Source organism: Arthrobacter sp. Helios (assembly GCF_023167125.1).
Taxonomy (GTDB): domain Bacteria; phylum Actinomycetota; class Actinomycetes; order Actinomycetales; family Micrococcaceae; genus Arthrobacter_B; species Arthrobacter_B luteolus.
The window spans coordinates 2,271,131-2,289,560 of sequence record NZ_CP095402.1; the positions used below are offsets into that span (position 1 = coordinate 2,271,131).

Annotated in this window: 16 protein-coding genes; 6 read left to right on the forward strand and 10 right to left on the reverse strand. The window is 65.9% G+C overall.

Annotated features, from left to right (window positions below; genetic code table 11):
- Positions 1 to 50: 50 nt before the first annotated feature.
- From ArtHe_RS10185 to groES, 5 genes are all read right to left on the reverse strand, one after another.
- Positions 51 to 1,190, reverse strand: coding sequence for a GuaB3 family IMP dehydrogenase-related protein (locus tag ArtHe_RS10185; RefSeq protein ID WP_066295818.1), 1,140 nt, complete (start codon positions 1,188 to 1,190; stop codon positions 51 to 53).
- Between the two features lie 80 nt (positions 1,191 to 1,270).
- A complete protein-coding gene (guaB, locus tag ArtHe_RS10190) occupies positions 1,271 to 2,788 on the reverse strand; it encodes an IMP dehydrogenase (RefSeq protein WP_248316701.1) in 1,518 nt (505 codons plus the stop codon).
- Positions 2,789 to 2,913: 125 nt separating this feature from the next.
- On the reverse strand, positions 2,914 to 5,043 hold the full coding sequence (locus ArtHe_RS10195) for an acyltransferase family protein (protein ID WP_248316702.1): 2,130 nt from the start codon (positions 5,041 to 5,043) through the stop codon (positions 2,914 to 2,916).
- A gap of 161 nt (positions 5,044 to 5,204) precedes the next feature.
- Positions 5,205 to 6,815 (reverse strand): chaperonin GroEL, encoded by a 1,611-nt coding sequence (groL, locus tag ArtHe_RS10200; protein WP_066295821.1) that lies wholly within the window; start codon positions 6,813 to 6,815, stop codon positions 5,205 to 5,207.
- A gap of 78 nt (positions 6,816 to 6,893) precedes the next feature.
- The gene (groES, locus tag ArtHe_RS10205) at positions 6,894 to 7,190 is read right to left on the reverse strand and encodes a co-chaperone GroES (protein ID WP_055239413.1); all 297 of its coding nucleotides are present in this window, start codon (positions 7,188 to 7,190) and stop codon (positions 6,894 to 6,896) included.
- A 378-nt stretch (positions 7,191 to 7,568) separates the two neighbouring features.
- Between groES and ArtHe_RS10210 the strand changes: the two genes are divergently transcribed.
- The 4 genes from ArtHe_RS10210 to ArtHe_RS10225 all read left to right on the forward strand — a co-directional run bounded on the left by ArtHe_RS10210 (position 7,569) and on the right by ArtHe_RS10225 (position 11,406).
- Positions 7,569 to 8,522: a siderophore ABC transporter substrate-binding protein gene (locus ArtHe_RS10210; protein ID WP_248316703.1), complete on the forward strand. Its 954-nt coding sequence runs from the start codon at positions 7,569 to 7,571 to the stop codon at positions 8,520 to 8,522.
- An 82-nt stretch (positions 8,523 to 8,604) separates the two neighbouring features.
- Complete coding sequence (locus tag ArtHe_RS10215; protein WP_248316704.1) at positions 8,605 to 9,642, forward strand: ABC transporter permease; 1,038 nt, start codon at positions 8,605 to 8,607, stop codon at positions 9,640 to 9,642.
- Positions 9,635 to 10,651 carry an iron chelate uptake ABC transporter family permease subunit gene (locus ArtHe_RS10220; protein WP_248316705.1) on the forward strand — a complete coding sequence of 339 codons (1,017 nt, stop codon included), beginning with the start codon at positions 9,635 to 9,637 and terminating at the stop codon, positions 10,649 to 10,651. Before ArtHe_RS10215 ends, ArtHe_RS10220 begins: the two co-directional genes overlap by 8 nt.
- Complete coding sequence (locus ArtHe_RS10225; RefSeq protein WP_066295823.1) at positions 10,648 to 11,406, forward strand: ATP-binding cassette domain-containing protein; 759 nt, start codon at positions 10,648 to 10,650, stop codon at positions 11,404 to 11,406. The genes ArtHe_RS10220 and ArtHe_RS10225 overlap by 4 nt, the downstream gene beginning before the upstream one ends.
- Before the next feature lie 30 nt (positions 11,407 to 11,436).
- Here ArtHe_RS10225 and ArtHe_RS10230 read toward each other — a convergent pair whose 3' ends face one another.
- Entirely contained in the window at positions 11,437 to 12,585 is a 1,149-nt protein-coding gene (locus ArtHe_RS10230; RefSeq protein WP_349238350.1) for an aminotransferase class I/II-fold pyridoxal phosphate-dependent enzyme, read from the reverse strand.
- 109 nt (positions 12,586 to 12,694) lie between these two features.
- On the opposite strand from ArtHe_RS10230, the gene ArtHe_RS10235 reads away from it, so the two are divergent.
- Positions 12,695 to 13,915 (forward strand): class I SAM-dependent methyltransferase, encoded by a 1,221-nt coding sequence (locus ArtHe_RS10235; RefSeq protein WP_248316707.1) that lies wholly within the window; start codon positions 12,695 to 12,697, stop codon positions 13,913 to 13,915.
- A gap of 30 nt (positions 13,916 to 13,945) precedes the next feature.
- On the opposite strand, the gene ArtHe_RS10240 is transcribed toward ArtHe_RS10235, so the two are convergent.
- A complete protein-coding gene (locus ArtHe_RS10240) occupies positions 13,946 to 14,758 on the reverse strand; it encodes a shikimate 5-dehydrogenase (RefSeq protein WP_248316708.1) in 813 nt (270 codons plus the stop codon).
- A 146-nt stretch (positions 14,759 to 14,904) separates the two neighbouring features.
- Here ArtHe_RS10240 and ArtHe_RS10245 point away from each other — a divergent pair, with 146 nt between their 5' ends.
- Complete coding sequence (locus tag ArtHe_RS10245) at positions 14,905 to 16,053, forward strand: glutamate--cysteine ligase (RefSeq protein ID WP_248316709.1); 1,149 nt, start codon at positions 14,905 to 14,907, stop codon at positions 16,051 to 16,053.
- 65 nt (positions 16,054 to 16,118) lie between these two features.
- Here ArtHe_RS10245 and tsaD read toward each other — a convergent pair whose 3' ends face one another.
- From tsaD to tsaB, 3 genes are read right to left on the reverse strand one after another with little or no spacing between them, the layout of a single operon-like run.
- The gene (tsaD, locus tag ArtHe_RS10250; RefSeq protein ID WP_248316710.1) at positions 16,119 to 17,192 is read right to left on the reverse strand and encodes a tRNA (adenosine(37)-N6)-threonylcarbamoyltransferase complex transferase subunit TsaD; all 1,074 of its coding nucleotides are present in this window, start codon (positions 17,190 to 17,192) and stop codon (positions 16,119 to 16,121) included.
- Positions 17,193 to 17,669 carry a ribosomal protein S18-alanine N-acetyltransferase gene (rimI, locus tag ArtHe_RS10255; RefSeq protein WP_248319743.1) on the reverse strand — a complete coding sequence of 159 codons (477 nt, stop codon included), beginning with the start codon at positions 17,667 to 17,669 and terminating at the stop codon, positions 17,193 to 17,195. It abuts the gene before it with no gap.
- 41 nt (positions 17,670 to 17,710) lie between these two features.
- Entirely contained in the window at positions 17,711 to 18,379 is a 669-nt protein-coding gene (tsaB, locus tag ArtHe_RS10260) for a tRNA (adenosine(37)-N6)-threonylcarbamoyltransferase complex dimerization subunit type 1 TsaB (protein WP_248319750.1), read from the reverse strand.
- Between the last annotated feature and the right edge of the window lie 51 nt (positions 18,380 to 18,430).

The window sequence follows — 18,430 nt, forward strand, 5'->3', positions numbered from 1 at the left end:
GGTCAAGATTCCTCTCTGAAGCGTGCCCCGGGGTACCGGGGAGGATGTGCTCAGGTGTTGTACAGGTAGGGCGAGACCAGCACATCGATGCGCTGGAAGGCCTTTAGATCAGAGTAGCCGGTTGTGGCCATTGCCCGCCTTAGTGCACCCATCAGATTCGATGTCCCGTTGGTATGGTGCGACGGACCCCACAGCACTTCCTGGAGCGGACCGACGGTGTCCAGGTGGACCCTGTCTCCGCGCGGCAGTTCGCTGTGGTGCGCTTCCTGGCCCCAGTGCCAGCCCCGTCCGGGGGCTTCTTCGGCCCGGGCCAGGGCGGAACCGAGCATCACGGCGTCGGCGCCCATGGCGATGGCCTTGATGATGTCGCCGCTGGTGCCCATGCCGCCGTCGGCAATCACGTGCACATAGCGGCCGCCGGACTCGTCCATGTAGTCCCGGCGCGCTTCGGCGATGTCGGAGATCGCGGTGGCCATCGGCGCGTGGATGCCCAGGGCACGCCGCGTCGTCGTCGTCGCTCCCCCGCCGAAACCAACCAGGACGCCGGCAGCGCCGGTGCGCATCAGGTGCAGCGCCGGGGTGTAGCCGGCAGCACCGCCCACGATGACGGGGACGTCGAGTTCGTAGATGAACTGCTTGAGGTTCAGCGGTTCAGCGTTTTTGGAGACGTGCTCGGCGGAGACGGTGGTTCCGCGGATCACGAAGATGTCCACGCCTGCGGCCAGGACGGTCTTGTAGAACTCCTGGGTACGCTGAGGCGTCAGTGACCCTGCCACGGTGACCCCGGCTTCGCGGACCTCGGCCAGGCGGGAAGTGATCAGTTCGGCACGGATGGGTGCCGCGTAGATTTCCTGCAGCCGGCGGGTGGCAGCCGGGTTGAAGTTCTCTTCGCTCAGGACCGCAATCTCATCCAGGACCGGCTGCGGATCCTCGTAACGGGTCCACAGGCCCTCGAGGTTCAGGACGCCGAGTCCGCCAAGCCGGCCAAGGGCAATGGCCGTTGCCGGGGACATCACCGAGTCCATGGGAGCGCCGATCACCGGCATCTCGAACTGGTATGCGTCTATCTGCCAGTTGACCGAGACGTCCTGCGGATCGCGGGTGCGCCGGGACGGCACAATCGCTACGTCATCCAGGGAGTAGGCTCTGCGCCCACGCTTGCCTCGGCCAATCTCTATCTCGTTAGTCACTGCTCTAGGTTATCCCAGACCAAAAAGGAAGCGGGCACCGTCCCTGTGGAACGGTGCCCGCTTCGTCATGGAGCAGGTGCCTAGCGGCGGCCGTAGTTCGGCGCCTCGGCGGTCATCATGATGTCGTGCGGATGGGATTCCTTCAGCCCGGCGGGGGTGATCCGGACGAACCGCCCCTTAGCCTTGAGCTCGGGAATAGTGTGCGCGCCGGTGTAGAACATGGTCTGGCGCAGGCCGCCGACCAGCTGGTGCGCGACGGCGGAGAGCGGGCCGCGGTACGGCACCTGGCCTTCGATGCCTTCCGGGATCAGCTTCTCGTCGCTGGGGACGTCTGCCTGGAAGTAGCGGTCCTTGGAGTAGGACGTGTTCTTGCCGCGGGTCTGCATGGCGCCGAGGGACCCCATGCCGCGGTAGGTCTTGAACTGCTTGCCGTTGACGAAGACAAGGTCGCCGGGGCTCTCGGCCGAGCCGGCCAGCAGACCGCCGAGCATCACGGTGTCAGCGCCGGCCACGATGGCCTTGCCGATGTCGCCGGAGTACTGCAGACCGCCGTCGGCGATCACCGGGACGCCTGCGGGAATGGCTGCCTTGGCGGCTTCGTAGATGGCAGTGATCTGCGGGACGCCAACACCGGCAACAACGCGGGTGGTGCAGATGGAGCCCGGGCCCACGCCCACCTTGATGGCGTCCGCACCGGCGTCGATCAGGGCCTGTGCGCCCTCACGGGTGGCGGCCTGCCCGCCGATGACGTCGACGTGCGCGGCAGCCGGGTCCTTCTTCAGCCGGGCAATCATCTCCAGGACGCCTGCACTGTGGCCGTTGGCGGTGTCCACAACCAGGATGTCGACGCCGGCCTCGACCAGCGTCATCGCCCGCTCGTAGCCGTCGCCAAAGAACCCGACGGCGGCACCGACACGGAGCCGGCCCTCGTCGTCCTTGGTGGCCAGCGGGTACTGCTCGGCCTTGTCAAAGTCCTTGACCGTGATCAGGCCCTGCAGTCGGCCGGCGTCGTCCACCAGCGGCAGTTTTTCAATCCGGTTCTTGCCGAGCAACTCGACGGTTTCCTCGGGCGTGATGCCCACGCGTCCGGTGATCAGCGGCATCCGGGTCATGACTTCCCCGACCGTGCGGGTGGCGTACTCGGAGCGCGGGATGAAGCGGGTGTCGCGGTTGGTCACGATGCCCAGGAGCTTGTTGTCCGGATCCACGACGGGCAGGCCGGAGACGCGGAAGTGTGCGCACAGGTCATCGAGTTCCGCCAGCGTTGCTTCCGGGTAGATCGTGACCGGGTTGGTGATCATGCCGGATTCGCTGCGCTTGACGCGGTCCACGTGCTCAGCCTGGTCGGTGATGGACAGGTTGCGGTGGATCACCCCGAGGCCACCGTGGCGCGCCATGGCGATGGCCATCCGGGATTCGGTCACGGTGTCCATTGCGGCGGACAGCAGCGGGGTCTGGACCGTGATCCGCTTGCTGAGGCGGGAGCTGGTGTCAGCTTCGGACGGGATCACGTCCGTGGGGCCGGGCAGCAGGAGGACATCGTCGTAGGTAAGACCGACGAAGCCGAACGGATCGTGTTCTGGGGACTGCTGGCTCAAGTTCGCGCCTCTTTCAGGACCGGAGAGTGTGGGGAGGGCCGGAGCATCACGGCCGCGTTACATTCAATCGTAGAACGAAACCGGCGGGGCACCCTATTCCCGGGGCTTCTCCCGCCCGGCACCGGCTAGGCCGACTCCGGGACCGTGGTCCCCTCCCAGCCGGTGGCTTCGAGGATGCGTTCGGCCAGCACATGGGACGTGGTCTCCATGTAGGTGCGGTTGAGGTGGTCATGGTCCTTATAGACGATCACATTCCCGATGATTCCCGGGCAGGTGCCGTCAATGCAGAGCAGATCGGACATATCCAGGACCTGGACGCCGGGAATCCGTTCCTCCAGCCCTTCCAGCGGCGAGACGTCCGCCAGGACGTCGCCTCGCGGCACCTGGCACGCGTCGGCCGCGAAACCGTTCTCTTCCAGGCACTTGAACATATCGAATTCGAACCGCGGGTTATCCCGCATGGCCAGCACGGAGATTCCTGCTTCAGCGAAGCCGCGCACACCCTCGTCGTAGCCTCCGGCCAGCATTTCATCAGGACGGGATTCCTTGGTGACCGAAGCCACGGTGAACACTGCGTCGGGCACCTTTTCCAGGACGTAGTCCCTGGCCGCCTGGTTGAACGCGTTGCATTCCGGTGAGCGTTCCGGATCCTCACCGCCGTAGCGGCAGCCCATTTTCAGGACAGTGACCACGTGCCAGTCATTGGCCAGCGCAATCGGCCGCAGAGCCGCGGACCACTGCATGGAGTGCGAGTCGCCCAGGACCACAATGGTCTTTTCGGCCCCCTCGGCGCTGCCGATCTGCTTGCAGGAGTCCGCCAGGACGGAGTCATCCGCGGGCGCGAAATCCGCTCCGCAGGACTCGTCCAGCTGCGCCCATTCCTGGTCCATGTCCGCCGGCGAAGGCTTCACCAGGGCGCTGGTGGAGGCGGCGAATTCGAAGGACGGATCCAGCGCCAGGGCGCCCGGGTTGTCCGCAATGCTCTGCAGCCGGACGGCTTCGGCGTCCGCGGTGACCTTGGCCTGCCAGCCCGCCAGCGGTGCCGCGACCACGGCAAACGACGCAGCGAGGACGACGGCGGAGCGCCAGGACGAGGCTTCGGGCCAGGACCAGCCGCGCAGCGGACCTTCGACCAGCTTGGTTGTCAGGACCGCCAGCACCAGGGAGACCGCGATGACCACCGCGCCGTCGATGATGCCGGCATTCTGCTGCCCGGAGGCGACGAGCCAGAAGACCAGGATGGGCCAGTGCCAGAGATAGAGGGCGTAGGAGTTGTCCCCCAGCTTCACCAGCGGTTTTGCCTTCAGCCAGCGGTCCGCACCCCGGCTGCTGCCGGTGTCTCCGGCGGTGATGATCATGGCTGCGGCAAGGGTGGGCCACAGCGCCAGGTAGCCCGGGAACTGCTGCTGGACCTGCAGGATGATGCCGCAGCTGAGCATGGCGGCCACACCCACCCAGCCCAGGACGATCCGCAGGCGGCGGTCCAGCTGCAGGTAAGGCAGGGCAAGCGCCAGCAGTGAGCCGAGCGCGAACTCCCAGAGCCTGGTCCGGGTATCGAAGTACGCGTAGGCCTGGTTGGTGCTGGTTTCCCAGATCGAGAACACCAGCGAGGCAGCGAAAATGGTGCCGAAGGTCACGGCCAGCACTGACCGGTAGCTGCGCCGGAGCAGCTTGGCCGCCGGGAGGGCTGCGGCGAAGATCAGCGGCCAGAGGATAAAGACCTGGCCCTGAATGGACAGGGACCAGAAATGCTGGAGCGGGCTCGCGGCGCTGTGGTCCGCGGCCAGGTAGTCCACGGCGTTGTTGGCCAGGGTCCAGTTCTGGACATAGAAGAGCGAGGACCATGCCTGGCCGATGACGTCCTGCCACGCGCTGGCAGGCAGGAGGGAAGCGGCGGCCGTAAGGACGGCAAGCAGCACAACGACGACGGCGGGCAGCAGGCGCTTGAACAGGTGCAGCCAGTAGCGGCCCAGGGCCAGTGCGCGGCCGGTTTCGGCCTTGCGGACGAAGGAACCGGTGAGCAGGAAGGCCGAAATCAGCAGGAAGATGTCCACTCCCCCGGAAACCCGCCCAAGCCACACGTGGTAGAGGACCACCAGCACCACGGCGAGGGCTCGGAGGCCCTGGACTTCGGGGCGGTAGCGCCGTTCCGTGGGGGCTGATGCCGCCGGGGTGGCGGTGGTGCCGGACTTCGCTGCTGCTTCGGGGCGGGCGGCTTTGCGCGAAGCGGCAGCGTGCTGCTCAGGTGCTGACACTTGCGGGTGTCCTTTCGACATGGTAAATACCGCAAGAGTTTACCTGCCGTTCGCACAGAGCTGGAATCCACGCCGTGCCCAGCCACGGGACGCAGGACACAAACAGGCCCGGCCGAACGCAGAAATCCTGCGCCTGGCCGGGCCTTTTTGCTCAGCTGAAACTAGTGCTGGTGACCGTGGTCATCGCCCTCATCGGAGGGCTTTTCAACAACCAGCGCCTCGGTCGTGAGGACCAGGGCAGCGATCGAAGCAGCGTTGCGCAGCGCCGACCGGGTGACCTTGACCGGGTCGATGACGCCGGCTTCGATCAGGTTGACGTACTCGCCGGTGGCCGCGTTGAAGCCGTTGTTGACTTCGAGCTCACCTACCTTGGAAACAACAACCATGCCTTCGGCACCGGCGTTCTCGGCGATCCAGCGCAGCGGCTGCGCCAGGGCGCGGCGGACCAGGCCCACCGCGGTGGCGGCGTCGCCTTCGAGCTTGGTGACGTTGGCATCGGTGTCCAGGGCGCGGGCAGCGTGGACCAGCGCGGAACCGCCGCCGGCCACGATGCCTTCTTCCAAGGCGGCACGGGTCGAGGACACGGCGTCTTCGATCCGGTGCTTCTTTTCCTTCAGCTCAACTTCGGTTGCGGCGCCGACCTTGATGACGCCGATGCCGCCGGAGAGCTTAGCCAGGCGCTCCTGGAGCTTCTCGCGGTCCCAGTCGGAATCCGTGCGCTCGATTTCGGCACGGATCTGGGCCACGCGGTCCGCGACGTCAGCTTCGGAACCCGAGCCGTCGACGATGGTCGTGTGATCCTTGGTGACCGTGATGCGGCGGGCAGAGCCCAGCACCTCAAGGCCAACCTGGTCCAGCTTCAGGCCGAGGTCCGGAGACACGACCTGCGCGCCGGTGAGGGTCGCGATGTCCTGCATCATGGCCTTGCGGCGGTCGCCGAAGCCCGGAGCCTTAACAGCAACCACGTTCAGCGTGCCGCGGATCTTGTTGACCACCAGGGTGGACAGGGCTTCACCGTCAACATCTTCGGCAATGATGAACAGCGGCTTGGAAGCCTGCAGTGCCTTCTCCAGCAGGGGAAGGAACTCGGCGACCGAAGAGATCTTGCCGGAGTTGATCAGGATCAGCGCGTCTTCGAGGACGGCTTCCTGGCGTTCCGGGTCGGTCACGAAGTAGGGCGAGAGGTAGCCCTTGTCGAACTGCATGCCTTCGGTGATGACCAGTTCGGTGGACGTCGAAGAGGACTCTTCGATCGTGATGACGCCGTCCTTGCCGACCGTGTCGAAAGCCTTGGCCAGCAGTTCGCCGATTTCTTCGCTCTGCGCGGAGATGGCGGCGACGTGGGCAACCTGGTTGCCCTCGACTTCCTGGGCGTTTTCCAGCAGGCGCGCGGCGACGGCCTCGACGGCAGTTTCGATGCCGTGCTTGAGGGCGCCCGGCGCTGCGCCGGCTGCCACGTTGCGCAGGCCTTCCTTCACGAGGGCCTGGGCCAGGACGGTGGCGGTGGTGGTGCCGTCACCGGCGACGTCGTTGGTCTTGGTGGCGACTTCCTTGGCCAGCTGCGCGCCAAGGTTCTCATACGGGTCGTCCAGCTCAACTTCGCGGGCGATCGTGACGCCGTCGTTGGTGATGGTGGGTGCGCCCCATGTCTTGGCGAGCACAACGTTGCGGCCGCGCGGGCCGAGGGTGACCTTGACCGTGTTGGCGAGCTTGTCGACACCGGCTTCCAGTGAACGACGGGCGGAGTCGTTGAACTCCAACTGCTTTGCCATGTGTGTGTCCTTTCCGACAACTACATCTGCATCTACAAAAGAAAACCCCGGCCGAATCTGGCCGGGGTCTTCAAATAATTACTTGACGACGATGGCCAGCACGTCGCGTGCGGAGAGCACCAGGTATTCCTGGCCGCCCTGCTTGACCTCGGTTCCGCCGTACTTGGAGTAGATGACGACGTCGCCTTCGGCGACATCGATCGGCACACGGTTGCCGTTGTCGTCTACGCGGCCGGGGCCGACTGCTACGACTTCGCCTTCCTGCGGCTTTTCCTTTGCGGTGTCCGGGATGACCAGGCCGGAGGCCGTGGTCTGCTCAGCTTCGAGCGGGCGAACAACGATGCGATCCTCAAGGGGCTTAATAGAGACCGACACTCGGGCTCTCCTTTGCTTAGTTACTAACGGGTTTGTGGACCGTCGGTAGGCGCTTGCCGTCGTCGCGGGTGCCGGTGAACGCTTCCCTCAGGAGTTAGCACCCTCACATGGCGAGTGCTAGGTCCGACTTTATGCAACCGTTAGCACTCGGTCAAGGTGAGTGCCAACAATCCTTGAGGGAACCGTAAGTGCGTGCCTCGGGCGCCCCGGCGGCAGCCCGGCTTTCTGTTACCTGCACGCCGCCCTCAAGTTGCTTAGCCTTGCCTAACCGGATAGTTTTCAAGGGCGCGCAAAAATTAGCCAACGATTTTGTGTCCTAATGGCGGAGGCATCCGGCAGGCGGCGCATCCTTTGAGAAACAAACTGGAGCACCCACTCGTGAAGACGACCCTGAAGTCCCGGCTGCTTGCCGGAACCGCCCTCGTGTCCCTGCTTGCCGTGAGCGCGTGCGGCCAGGAAACCGAAGCTGCCGCCGAGCCGGCAGCTGCCGAGCCCACCACCGTCACCGTCGAGCACACGCAGGGAACCACCGAAGTTCCGGTCAACCCGGAGACGGTCTACACCTTCGATCTGGGCGCCCTGGACACCCTGGATGCCCTTGGCATCGAGGTGGACGGTGTCCCTGCCGCAAATTTCCCCGAAAGCTTGTCCAAGTACGGCTCGGATGACTACGCCAAGATCGGCAGCATGAAGGAGCCCGATTTCGAGGCCATCAGCGCCGGCGCCCCCGACCTGATCATCATGTCCGGCCGGGTATCCGATTCCTATGAGGAACTGAGCAAGATCGCTCCCACGATCAACGTCAGCACCGACGCTGCGGATCCGTGGAATTCCTTCATCTCGAACACCGAAATCATCGGTGAGATCTTCGGCAAGGAAGCCGAAGTTGAAGAGAAGCTTGCTGCCCTGGACGCCAAGGTCGAAGAAACCAAGGCCACCGCAGCAGACGCAGGCAACGGCCTGATCGTCCTGACCAGCGGCGGTGAAATGACTGCCTACGGCGCCGGCTCCCGTTTCGGCCTGATCCACGACGTCCTCGGTGTCGCCACCGCTGCGGACATCAAGTCCGAAGCCCAGCACGGCGAATCCGTGTCCTTCGAATACGTGGCCGAGGTCAACCCGGACCACCTGTTCGTCATCGACCGCGACGTCGCAGTGGGCAACGCCGGCGAAGTTGCCTCAGCAGTACTGGACAACGAACTGGTCAAGGGCACCAAGGCTGCCCAGAACGACAACATCACCATGCTCGATTCCTCCAGCTGGTACCTCGTGGGCTACGGCCTGAATAACGTTGACGCCATGGTCAGCGCTGTCCAGGACGGCATCGCCTAGACCGTCCACACCACCTGCTAGATCCTTGCCGGCCGGCCTTCCCCCAGCGGGAAGGCCGGCCGCTGAGGGAGACGGACACGCTATGACCACGATTACTCCCCCCGCAGCTCCGGCACCCGCCGGGGCCGCTGCCGTTTCCGGACGACGGCGGTTCCCGGGCCCCGCAGCCATGCTGATCCTGGGGGGAACCGCCGTCCTGGTGCTCGCCGTCGTCAGCATGTTTGTTGGCGTCAGCGACGTTTCGCTGGGCTCCCTGCTTGCCGGTGACGAACATGCCTGGGATATCTTCTGGATCAGCCGGGTCCCCCGGACGCTGAGCATCATCCTGGCCGGTATGGCACTGAGCGTGGCCGGGCTCATCATGCAGCTGATGGCACGCAACAAGTTCGTGGAACCCTCCACCGTGGGCACAGTGGAGTCCGCGTCCCTGGGCATCCTGGTGGTCACCGTTTTCCTGCCGGGTGCTTCCCTCTTCCTGAAAATGTCCACCGCGACAGTATTTGCCGTGGCCGGCACGGCACTCTTCCTGCTGGTCCTGCGCCGCATTCCGCTGCGAAACACCCTGATCGTCCCGCTCGTGGGAATCATGCTCGGCGGCGTGATTGCCGCCGTCACCACTTTTTTCGCCTACCGGTTCGATCTGCTGCAGACCCTGAACTCCTGGATGACCGGCGATTTCTCCGGGGTGCTGCGCGGACGCTACGAGCTGCTCTGGATCGTCGGCGCGCTGACGCTCATCGGCTACCTCGCAGCCGACCGGTTCACCGTTGCCGGTATGGGCCAGGATTTCACCACCAACCTGGGCCTGAACTACAACCGGGTCATGACCCTGGGCCTCATCATCGTTTCGCTGATCAGCGCCGTGGTTGTGGTGAGCGTCGGATCGGTTCCGTTCCTGGGGCTGATCGTTCCCAACCTGGTCTCCCTGCTGATCGGAGACAACGTCCGCCGTGCCATCCCCTGGGTCGCGATCTTCGGGGCAGGCTTCGTCCTCGCCTGCGACATCATCGGCCGGACCATCCGCTACCCCTATGAGATCCCGGTCGGAGTCATCGTGTCCGCCATCGGCAGCGCCCTGTTCCTCTACCTGCTCCTGAGAAAGCGCTCCGCCCGTGCCTAGCAGTCCCGTCAGTGCCCTCCCTTCCGCCCTCACTGCCCAGCGCCGCCGTCCGGTCCGTACTCTCTCCCCCCGCTTCTGGATCATCCTGCTGTCGGTGGCCGCAGCCGTCCTGGTCGCCGTTTTTATGACCATCGACCTGCGCGGGAACATCGGCTATGTGCTGCCCCGCCGCGCCATCAAGGTGGGATCGATGATCCTGGTGGCCTACGCCGTCGGTGTCTCCACCGTGCTGTTCCAGACCGTGACCGCCAACCGGATCCTGACGCCGTCGATCATGGGCTTTGACGCCCTCTATGTGCTCATCCAGACCGTCCTGGTCTTTACGTTCGGCGGCGGGCTGGTCCTGTCCATGTCGGAACCGCTGCGCTACGGCATGGAAGTCGCCCTGATGGTGGGTTTCTCCTTCCTGCTCTACCGCTGGCTCTTCACCGGGGGCGGGAAATCACTGCACCTGATGCTGCTGGTCGGCATTGTGCTGGGCACCCTGTTCCGCGGCGTCTCCTCGCTGCTGCAGCGGCTGATCGAGCCGAGCGAGTTCATCATTCTGCAGGACCTGTTCTTCGCCAGCTTCAACAACGTTGACGGCGCCCTGCTGGGCTACTCACTGATCGCCGCGGCAATCGTGAGCATTCCGGCTTGGCGGCTGCGCCACCAGCTGGATGTGCTGTCCCTGGGCCGGGAAACCTCCATCAACCTGGGGGTGGAGCACAAGCGGGTGGTGACCATCGTCCTCGTCATCTGTTCAGTGCTGGTAGCTGTCTCGACCGCCCTGGTGGGACCGGTGACCTTCTTCGGGCTGCTGGTGGCGTCCCTGGCCTACCAGCTCTGTTCCCACTTCAAGCACGCGGCGGTGGTCCCGATCGCCGTCCTGCTCGGCATCATCGCCCTGGTGGGCGGGCAGCTGGTCCTGGAACGCATCTTCGCGTTCGACACGGCCCTGAGCATTGTTATCGAATTCGTCGGCGGGATCGTCTTCCTGATCCTGCTCCTGAAAGGCTCCGTCAAATGATCCAGGTCACCGGCGTCACCAAGACGTACGCGAACACCGCCGTGGTGGATGAGGTGAGCTGCCACATCAAGGAGGGCGGCGTCACCTCAATCATCGGCCCCAACGGTGCCGGCAAGTCCACCCTGCTGTCCATGATTGCCCGGCTGCTTCCGGCCGATTCCGGCACGGTGACCGTGGACGGACTGGACGTTGTCCGCACCCCCGGCAAGGACCTGGCCCGGAAGATGGCGATCCTGCGGCAGGACAACCACCTGACCGTCCGCCTGACCGTCAGGGACCTCGTCGGCTTCGGCCGGTATCCGCACAATGGCGGACGCCCGACGGCGCAGTGCCGCGAGAAGATCGAACAGGCCATGGCGTTCCTGGACCTGACCGCCCTGGCGGACCGGTTTGTGGACGAGCTCTCCGGCGGCCAGCGGCAGCGGGCCTTCATCGCCATGGTGCTGGCGCAGGACACCGACTACCTGCTGCTTGATGAACCGCTGAACAACCTGGACATGAAGCACTCCGTGGAGATGATGCGGCTGCTCCGCCGGCTCACGGACGAACTCGGCAAGACCGTGGTCCTGGTCATCCACGACATCAATTTCGCGTCCTGCTACTCCGACGACATCATTGCGATGGCTGACGGCAAGCTGCTCCACCAGGGGCCGCCGTCGATGATCATGCAGCCGGAGGTCCTGAAGGACATCTACGAGATCGACATCCGGATCGAAGAGATCGAAGGCAACCGGATCGGCGTGTACTTCGCCTGACCCGCGGCTTGGTCCCGGGCCTGAGCCGGGTCAGGCGCCGGACTCCCGTGCCCGGGCGAGCCGGAGCACGGCCTCTTCCAGGACCTCGGGCGCGCAGCCAAAATTCAGCCGCACATGGCCATCACCGGCCGTGCCGAACTTGAGCCCCGGTTCCACCGCGACCCGGGCCTTGTCCAGGGCGACCGCGGCCGGGTCCTCGCCCCAGCCCAGGGCGCGCAGATCCAGCCAGGCCAAATAGCCGGCGTCGGGCATCCGGTACTTGACCCCGGGCAGTTCTGCGGACAGCAACTCGCCCAGGAGGCGGCGGTTGCCGTCCAGCATTTTCAGGACACCATCCAGCCACTCCTCCCCCTCAGCGAAAGCGGCGGCTGTGCCGTGCAGGCCGAGGATGCTGGTGCGGAAGCCGGTTCCAGCCGGCATGCCGTCCAGGAGCAGCTGTGTGGCGGGATCCGCCGCCACCACCACGGCGCACTTGGCGCCGGCGATGTTCCAGCCCTTGCTGGCCGCGGTCACGCAGACCCCGTGGGCACGGGCCTCTTCCGAGACCGCCAGGAACGGCGTGAAGTCAGCAGCCGAATAAACCAGTGGTGCGTGGATCTCGTCGCTGACCACGGTTACGCCGTAGCGGTGCGCCAGCCGGGCAACCTCGGCGAGCGCCTCGCGGGTGTGGACCAGGCCCAGCGGATTGTGCGGGTTGCACAGCAGCAGCGCCTGGGCGCCGCCGGCGAAGGCCGCCTCAAGTCCGGCCAGGTCCAGGGACCAACTGGCGCCGTCGTCCAGCAGCGGCACCTCCTTGACAGTCCCGCCCGCCTCGACGGGCAGCTGGAAGAACGGTGCGTAGACCGGCGGGGTGATCACCACCTGGGCGCCGGGGGAAATGGCCTGCCGCAGGGCTTCCACGATGCCGACGCTGACATCCGTGGTGGTCCGGATCCGCGCGGGGTCGACTTTCCAGCCCCAGCGCCGCTGTGCGAACCCGGCAAACGCCGGTGCCAGCGGACCCGGACCCGCAACGTACCCGACGTCGGAAGCTTCAATCCGCTCAATCATTGCCCGCGCAACCGCGGGAGCGAGCGGATAATCCATTTCCGCCACGAACAGCGGCAGGACATCCTGCGGGTGGGTACACCACTTGACGCTGGTGCGCCGGCGCAGTTCGTCGAGGGGATCTACGGCCATGTCAGTCATATCCTCAAATTTACAAGGAACCTGCGTGACTGCCGGACTCCGATGCCAGGCCGACGCCGGGGAGAACAGCTATCCCGGCGGAAGAACTAGGCTTGTAGGCATGCCCGACACTTCCCTTGCCCATGTCCTGACCCCCGAGGGCTGGGCCCTGCTGAACTCCCTTGGCCCGTACCTGGAGTCCGAGTCGCTGAAGCTGAACACCGATCTTCGCAAAGCCGGGCACTCCCCCGAACTCGTTGCCGCCGTCCTGACCCAGGCGAAGCTGCGGATGAAGGCCCGGGCGAAGTTCGGTCCGTTCGCCGAGCACATGCTCTTCACACCGGCAGGCCTGGAGCAGGCCACCCGGCTGAACGTCGCGGCCCTGCATGCCCAGCGGTTCCAGGAGGCCGGGCTGGTGAAGGTCGCGGACCTCGGCTGCGGCATCGGCGCGGATTCCCTGGCGCTGGCCACACTGGACCGGCAGGTCACCGCCGTCGAACTCGATGAGATCACCGCCGCCGTCGCCACCATCAACCTCATGCCCTGGCCCGAAGCCACCGTGGTCCAGGGAGATGCCGAGAGTTTTGACCTGACCGGGTTCGACGGCGTCTGGCTGGATCCGGCGCGGCGGACGACGTCGACGTCGGGCACCTCCCGCATCTTCGACCCGGAAGCATTTTCGCCGCCGCTGTCTTTCGTGGAGTCCCTTGCCGACGGCGGGATGCCCGTGGGAGTGAAGCTGGGGCCGGGAATTCCGCATGAGTCAGTCCCGGCGAACTGCGAGGCCCAGTGGGTCTCCGTCGCCGGCGACGTCACCGAGGCAACCCTCTGGTTCAACGCGCTGCGCCGCCCCGGGATCCGGCGGGCCGCCCTGGTGATCGGGCCGGCCGGAGCTGCTGAACTGACCTCGCATGAGGACTACGTCCCCGGTGCCCAGGACGTCCGCACGGGCCCGGCCGAGGGATACCTCTATGAGCCCGACGGCGCAGTCATCCGCGCGGGCCTGGTCGCCGACGTCGCACGCACCCTGGGCGGGCATCTGCTGGATCCGCAGATCGCCTACATTGCCGGACCGGAGCTGCTGCAGACCCCGTTTGCCCGCGCGTACCGGATCCTGGAGGTCCGGCCGTACAACGTCAAGGCGCTCAAGGCCTGGGTGCGGGCCAACGGCATCGGCGTGCTGGACATCAAGAAGCGCGGCATGTCTGTGACTCCGGAGGAACTGCGCAAGCAGCTGCTCACCGGCTCCGGCAAGGGCACGAACAAGGCCACCCTGGTGCTCACCCGGATCGGCGAGGACCGCGTCGCGATCGTCGTCGAACCGGTGGCCGCCGTCGAATAGGCGGCGGCGGCTGGCAGCAGCAGCGAACCGCTAGCTCCGTGAGAACTCGCTGGCTTCACGGACCTGTTCCGGCGTGGGCCGCACCCCGGTATACAGGACAAACTGCTCCTCGGCCTGGATCGCGATGACCTCGGCGCCCGTGATGACGTGTTTGCCCGCCGCGCGGGCAGCCTGGATCAGCGGGGTTTCCGACGGGAGCGCGACGACGTCGAACACCGTCCGCGCGGCGGCAACTGTTCCGCCGGAATAGGACTGGACATGCGCATCGGCTCCGGCCATACCGAGCGGGGTCACGTTGATCAGCAGATCCCCCGTCGCCGTTCCGGGTTCGGCCCGCCAGTCAAAATCGTAAAGATCCGCCAGCGCCCGGCCGGTCCCCTCGTTCCGGGCGATGATGCAGACATCGGAGAATCCGGCGTCGCGGAGGGCAGCAGCCACCGCTTTCGCCATTCCGCCGGAGCCGCGCAGCAGCACCGAGCTGGCCGGTGAGACCGCGTGGTCGGCCAGCAGCCGCGCGATGGCCAGGTAGTCGGTGTTGTAAGCGGTGAGGACGCCGTCGTCGTTCACGATGGTGTTCACGGAGTCGATGGCCGCGGCAGAGGCATCCATCCGGTCCACCAGCGCGATGACTTCTTCCTTGTACGGCATCGACACTGCCGCGCCGCGGATCGGCAGGCCGCGCACCCCGGCGATCGCCTGAGCCAGGTCCGTCGGCGCAAAAGCCTTGTAGATGTAGTTCAGGCCCAGCTGTTCATAAAGATAGTTGTGGAACCGGGTGCCGATATTGCTCGGCCGGGCGGCCAGTGAGACGCACAGGACCATGTCTTTGTTCAGGATGGGCATCTAATCATTATTGCCTGCGGCGGTTGGAGAAGGAGGTTTGGCAGCGGAACAAAGCAGGCTTTCCTGCGGGCTAGGATTGGATCGGCTCTTAGAACGCAACGGTGCGGACCGGAGACATCCATTCGAGACGCACAGCAGGAGACGTATTGGACATTGAGTTTGCAGCTTCACCGCAGTCGACCCTGGGGGTTGAGTGGGAACTGGCCCTGGTAGACCGGGAGTCCGGGGAGCTTCTCTCAGTAGCTGACCAGGTGCTGCGTGCGGTCAACGCCGCTGACCCGGAGCTCAGCGCGGACGAAGAACACCCGCACATCAAGCAGGAGCTGCTCGAAAACACGGTGGAACTGGTCACCGGTATCTGCACCACCGTGGCCGAGGCCAAAGCCGATCTGGCCCGCTCCATGGCCGCTGTCCGCCGGGTTACCGATGAGATGGGCGTTGAATTGTTCTGCGCCGGCACCCATCCGTTTGCCGTACCGCGTTCCCAGCCCGTGACGGACAAGGAACGCTACGCGAAACTGATCGACCGCACCCAGTGGTGGGGGCAGCAGATGCTCATCTACGGTGTGCACGTCCACGTTGGCCTGGATTCACGGGACAAAGTCCTGCCGGTGCTCGACGGCCTCGTGAACTACTTCCCGCATTTCCAGGCGCTCTCCGCCTCATCGCCGTTCTGGTCCGGGGATGACACCGGCTACGCCTCACAGCGGGCGCTGATGTTCCAGCAGCTGCCGACCGCAGGGCTTCCGTTCCAGTTCCGGTCCTGGGGCGAATACGAGTCCTATGTGCAGGACATGTTCACCACCGGCGTGATCGATTCGATCAGTGAAATACGCTGGGACATCCGGCCGGTGCCGGCATTGGGAACCATTGAGCTGCGGGTCTGCGACGGGCTGTCCACCTCCACCGACATCGGGGCCATCGCTGCCCTGACCCAGTGCCTGGTGGACGAGTTCTCCACCATCCTGGACAACGGCGGAACCATTCCCACCATGCCGCCGTGGCACGTACAGGAAAACAAGTGGCGGGCCGCCCGCTACGGGCTCGACGCGATCATCATCCTGGACGCCGCCGGCAACGAAAAGCTGGTCACCGAGCACCTGCTCGAAGACGTCCTGCCGCGACTGGCGCCGGTTGCGGAAAAGCTCGGCTGCACCGCGGAACTGGCAGACGTTGCCGGCATCATTGAACGCGGCGCCGGATACCAGCGCCAGCGCCGCGTCGCCGCGGAAAACAACGGCGACCTCCGCGCCGTCGTGCTGGACGGCGTCCACCAGCTCCGCGAAGGGCTCTAACCCCGCGTTTCTGCCTTGCCGCCAAGTCGGCCGGCACTGCCCGGGGAAGAAACCCCGAGACGGCGCTAGGCCGGCAGATGGATACTGGTGACCGGCTGCGACGGATCGGGCGTGAATGCCACGCCGGAGGGCTCGCCGCCGGCCATCACCACCTGCGCTCCGAGCGCGGCCACCATGGCCCCGTTGTCGGTGCACAGGCGGATCGGCGGTACCCGCAGGGTGATTCCGGCCGCCGCGCAGCGTTCTGCGGTCAGCTCCCGGAGCCGTGAGTTCGCTGCCACTCCCCCGCCAAGCAGCAGGTTGGTGATCCCGTGTTCGGTGCAGGCCAGAACGGCCTTTGCGGTGATCACGTCCACCACGGCCTCCTGGAAGGACGCCGCGATGTCCGCGACCGGCGGTTCCTGCCCGGCGGCTTCGTACTGCTCCACGCAGCGGGCGACAGCGGTCTTCAGCCCGGAGAAGGACCAGTCATAGCGGTGCGGGCCGGGGGCCTCGGCGCTGCCCATGTACTTGGGCTGGGTGAGCCCGCGCGGGAAGCGGATCGCCTTCGGATTCCCCTCCCGGGCCAGCCTGTCGATCGCCGGACCTCCGGGATAGCCCAGGCCCAGGATGCGGGCCACCTTGTCATACGCCTCGCCCGCGGCGTCGTCGATGGTGGAGCCCAGCAGTTCGACGTCGGAGGTCAGTGTCTTGACCCGCAGGATTTCGGTGTGGCCGCCGGAGACGAGCAGCGCGCCGAGGTTCTCCGGAAGGTCACCGCCGTCGAGCACCCCCACGCCCACATGGGCGACCAGGTGATTGATCGCGTACAGCGGCTTGCCGGTGGCAACGGCCAGGGCCTTCGCCGCGCACACTCCAACCATCAGGGCACCGGCGAGACCGGGCCCGGAGGTGACGGCGATGGCGTCGATGTCTTCGAGTGCCACACCGGCTTCGTCCAGGGCCTGCCGGAGCGTGGGGACGAAGGCATCCAGGTGGGCGCGGGACGCGATCTCCGGGATCACACCGCCAAACCGGACGTGCTCCTCCATGGAGGAGGAGACGGCGTTGGCCAGCAGGGTGTTTCCGCGGACAATTCCGACGCCGGTTTCGTCACAGGATGATTCGATGCCAAGCACCAGGGGTTCGGTGCGGTTCATTTACGCTTCCTTCGGAGTGGGGGCGGTGCGCTGCGGGCTGCCCTGCCAGGCCGAGAGGTCCAGGCGCATGATCAGGGCGTCCGCGCCGTCGCGGTAGTAGCGCGGCCGGAGGTGGATCTGTTCGAAACCGAACCAGCGGTAGAGGCGCTGGGCCCGGGGATTATCCGCGCGGACCTCGAGCAGGACGTCATCGGCGCCGCGCTCCTTGGCCTCGTCGATCAGCACGGCGAGCAGCCGGGAGCCAATGCCGGAGCCTTCCTGTGCCGCCGAGACGGCGATGGTCTGGACGTCGGCGATGGGCAGCACACACATCAGCCCGGCGTACCCCGCCACGCTGCCGTCCGGCTGCACAGCCACGTAATAGGAACGGGTGTCCGTCTGGCCGAGTTCGTCGTAGAACATCTGCGTGGGCCACGCGTCGACCGGGAACATGGCTTTTTCCAGGGCGTCCACGGCCGGAATGTCGGCCTCAGTCATCGGCCGGATGCTGACCGGCGGGGTCTTCTCCTGCTGGGTGCTCACAGGGCCCGCTTCCGGGGTCCGGGTACCTTGGCGTCGGATTCCCGCAGGTAGAGCGGTGCGCTGTCCAGCAGTTCCAGCCCGCGGACCAGGCGCACGACGGCGGTGCGTCCCAAGGCGTCAGCCGTCGGCTGGGCAGCGGCGAAGTCCTGCACGGGATGCAGGGTGTCCGGATACAGGCCGGCGCCGGCGCCGTACGCGGGCAGGTCCGGGACTTCGGCCGGCGAGGTGACGTGCGGTCCGTCCAGCAGTTCCGGGGTGCCGCCGGTGCTGCGGTAGTGCGCCCAGTAAACTTCCTTGCGCCGCGCGTCTGTGGCGACAACAAACTCGTCCACTCCGGCCCGCCAGGCGTCCAGGGCCGCGTCGAGGGCGATGGCGTCCAGGCTCATCACGCCGTGCAGCGGTTTGTTCCAGGCAAAAGCGAGGGTCCGGGCGGTGGCGATGCCGGAACGCAGCCCTGTGAACGGGCCGGGGCCGACACCGACCACCAGTGCATCGATCTGCGTTCCGCTAACTCCGGTCTGCTGCAGCAGGTCCTGGATCCCCGGGGCAAGAACCTCGGCGTGGGAACGGGTGTCTGCGGTGGCGAAGGACGCCAGCGTCTCCCCTTCACCGGTTAGCAGTGCCGCACTGGCAATGGCGGAGGTATCGATGGCAAGGATGAGCACGGTGCCCATTTTACGCGGTTCCTCCGTCCCCTCCCGTCACGGCTGCCGCCG

Bases quoted from the DNA above. Each gene is read 5' to 3' on its own strand.
- groL (WP_066295821.1), bottom strand. From the start codon at position 6,815: ATGGCAAAGCAGTTGGAGTTCAACGACTCCGCCCGTCGTTCACTGGAA.
- ArtHe_RS10215 (WP_248316704.1), top strand. From the start codon at position 8,605: ATGACCACGATTACTCCCCCCGCAGCTCCGGCACCCGCCGGGGCCGCT.
- ArtHe_RS10225 (WP_066295823.1), top strand. From the start codon at position 10,648: ATGATCCAGGTCACCGGCGTCACCAAGACGTACGCGAACACCGCCGTG.
- ArtHe_RS10230 (WP_349238350.1), bottom strand. From the start codon at position 12,585: ATGGCCGTAGATCCCCTCGACGAACTGCGCCGGCGCACCAGCGTCAAG.
- ArtHe_RS10235 (WP_248316707.1), top strand. From the start codon at position 12,695: ATGCCCGACACTTCCCTTGCCCATGTCCTGACCCCCGAGGGCTGGGCC.
- ArtHe_RS10240 (WP_248316708.1), bottom strand. From the start codon at position 14,758: ATGCCCATCCTGAACAAAGACATGGTCCTGTGCGTCTCACTGGCCGCC.
- tsaD (WP_248316710.1), bottom strand. From the start codon at position 17,192: ATGAACCGCACCGAACCCCTGGTGCTTGGCATCGAATCATCCTGTGAC.
- rimI (WP_248319743.1), bottom strand. From the start codon at position 17,669: ATGACTGAGGCCGACATTCCGGCCGTGGACGCCCTGGAAAAAGCCATG.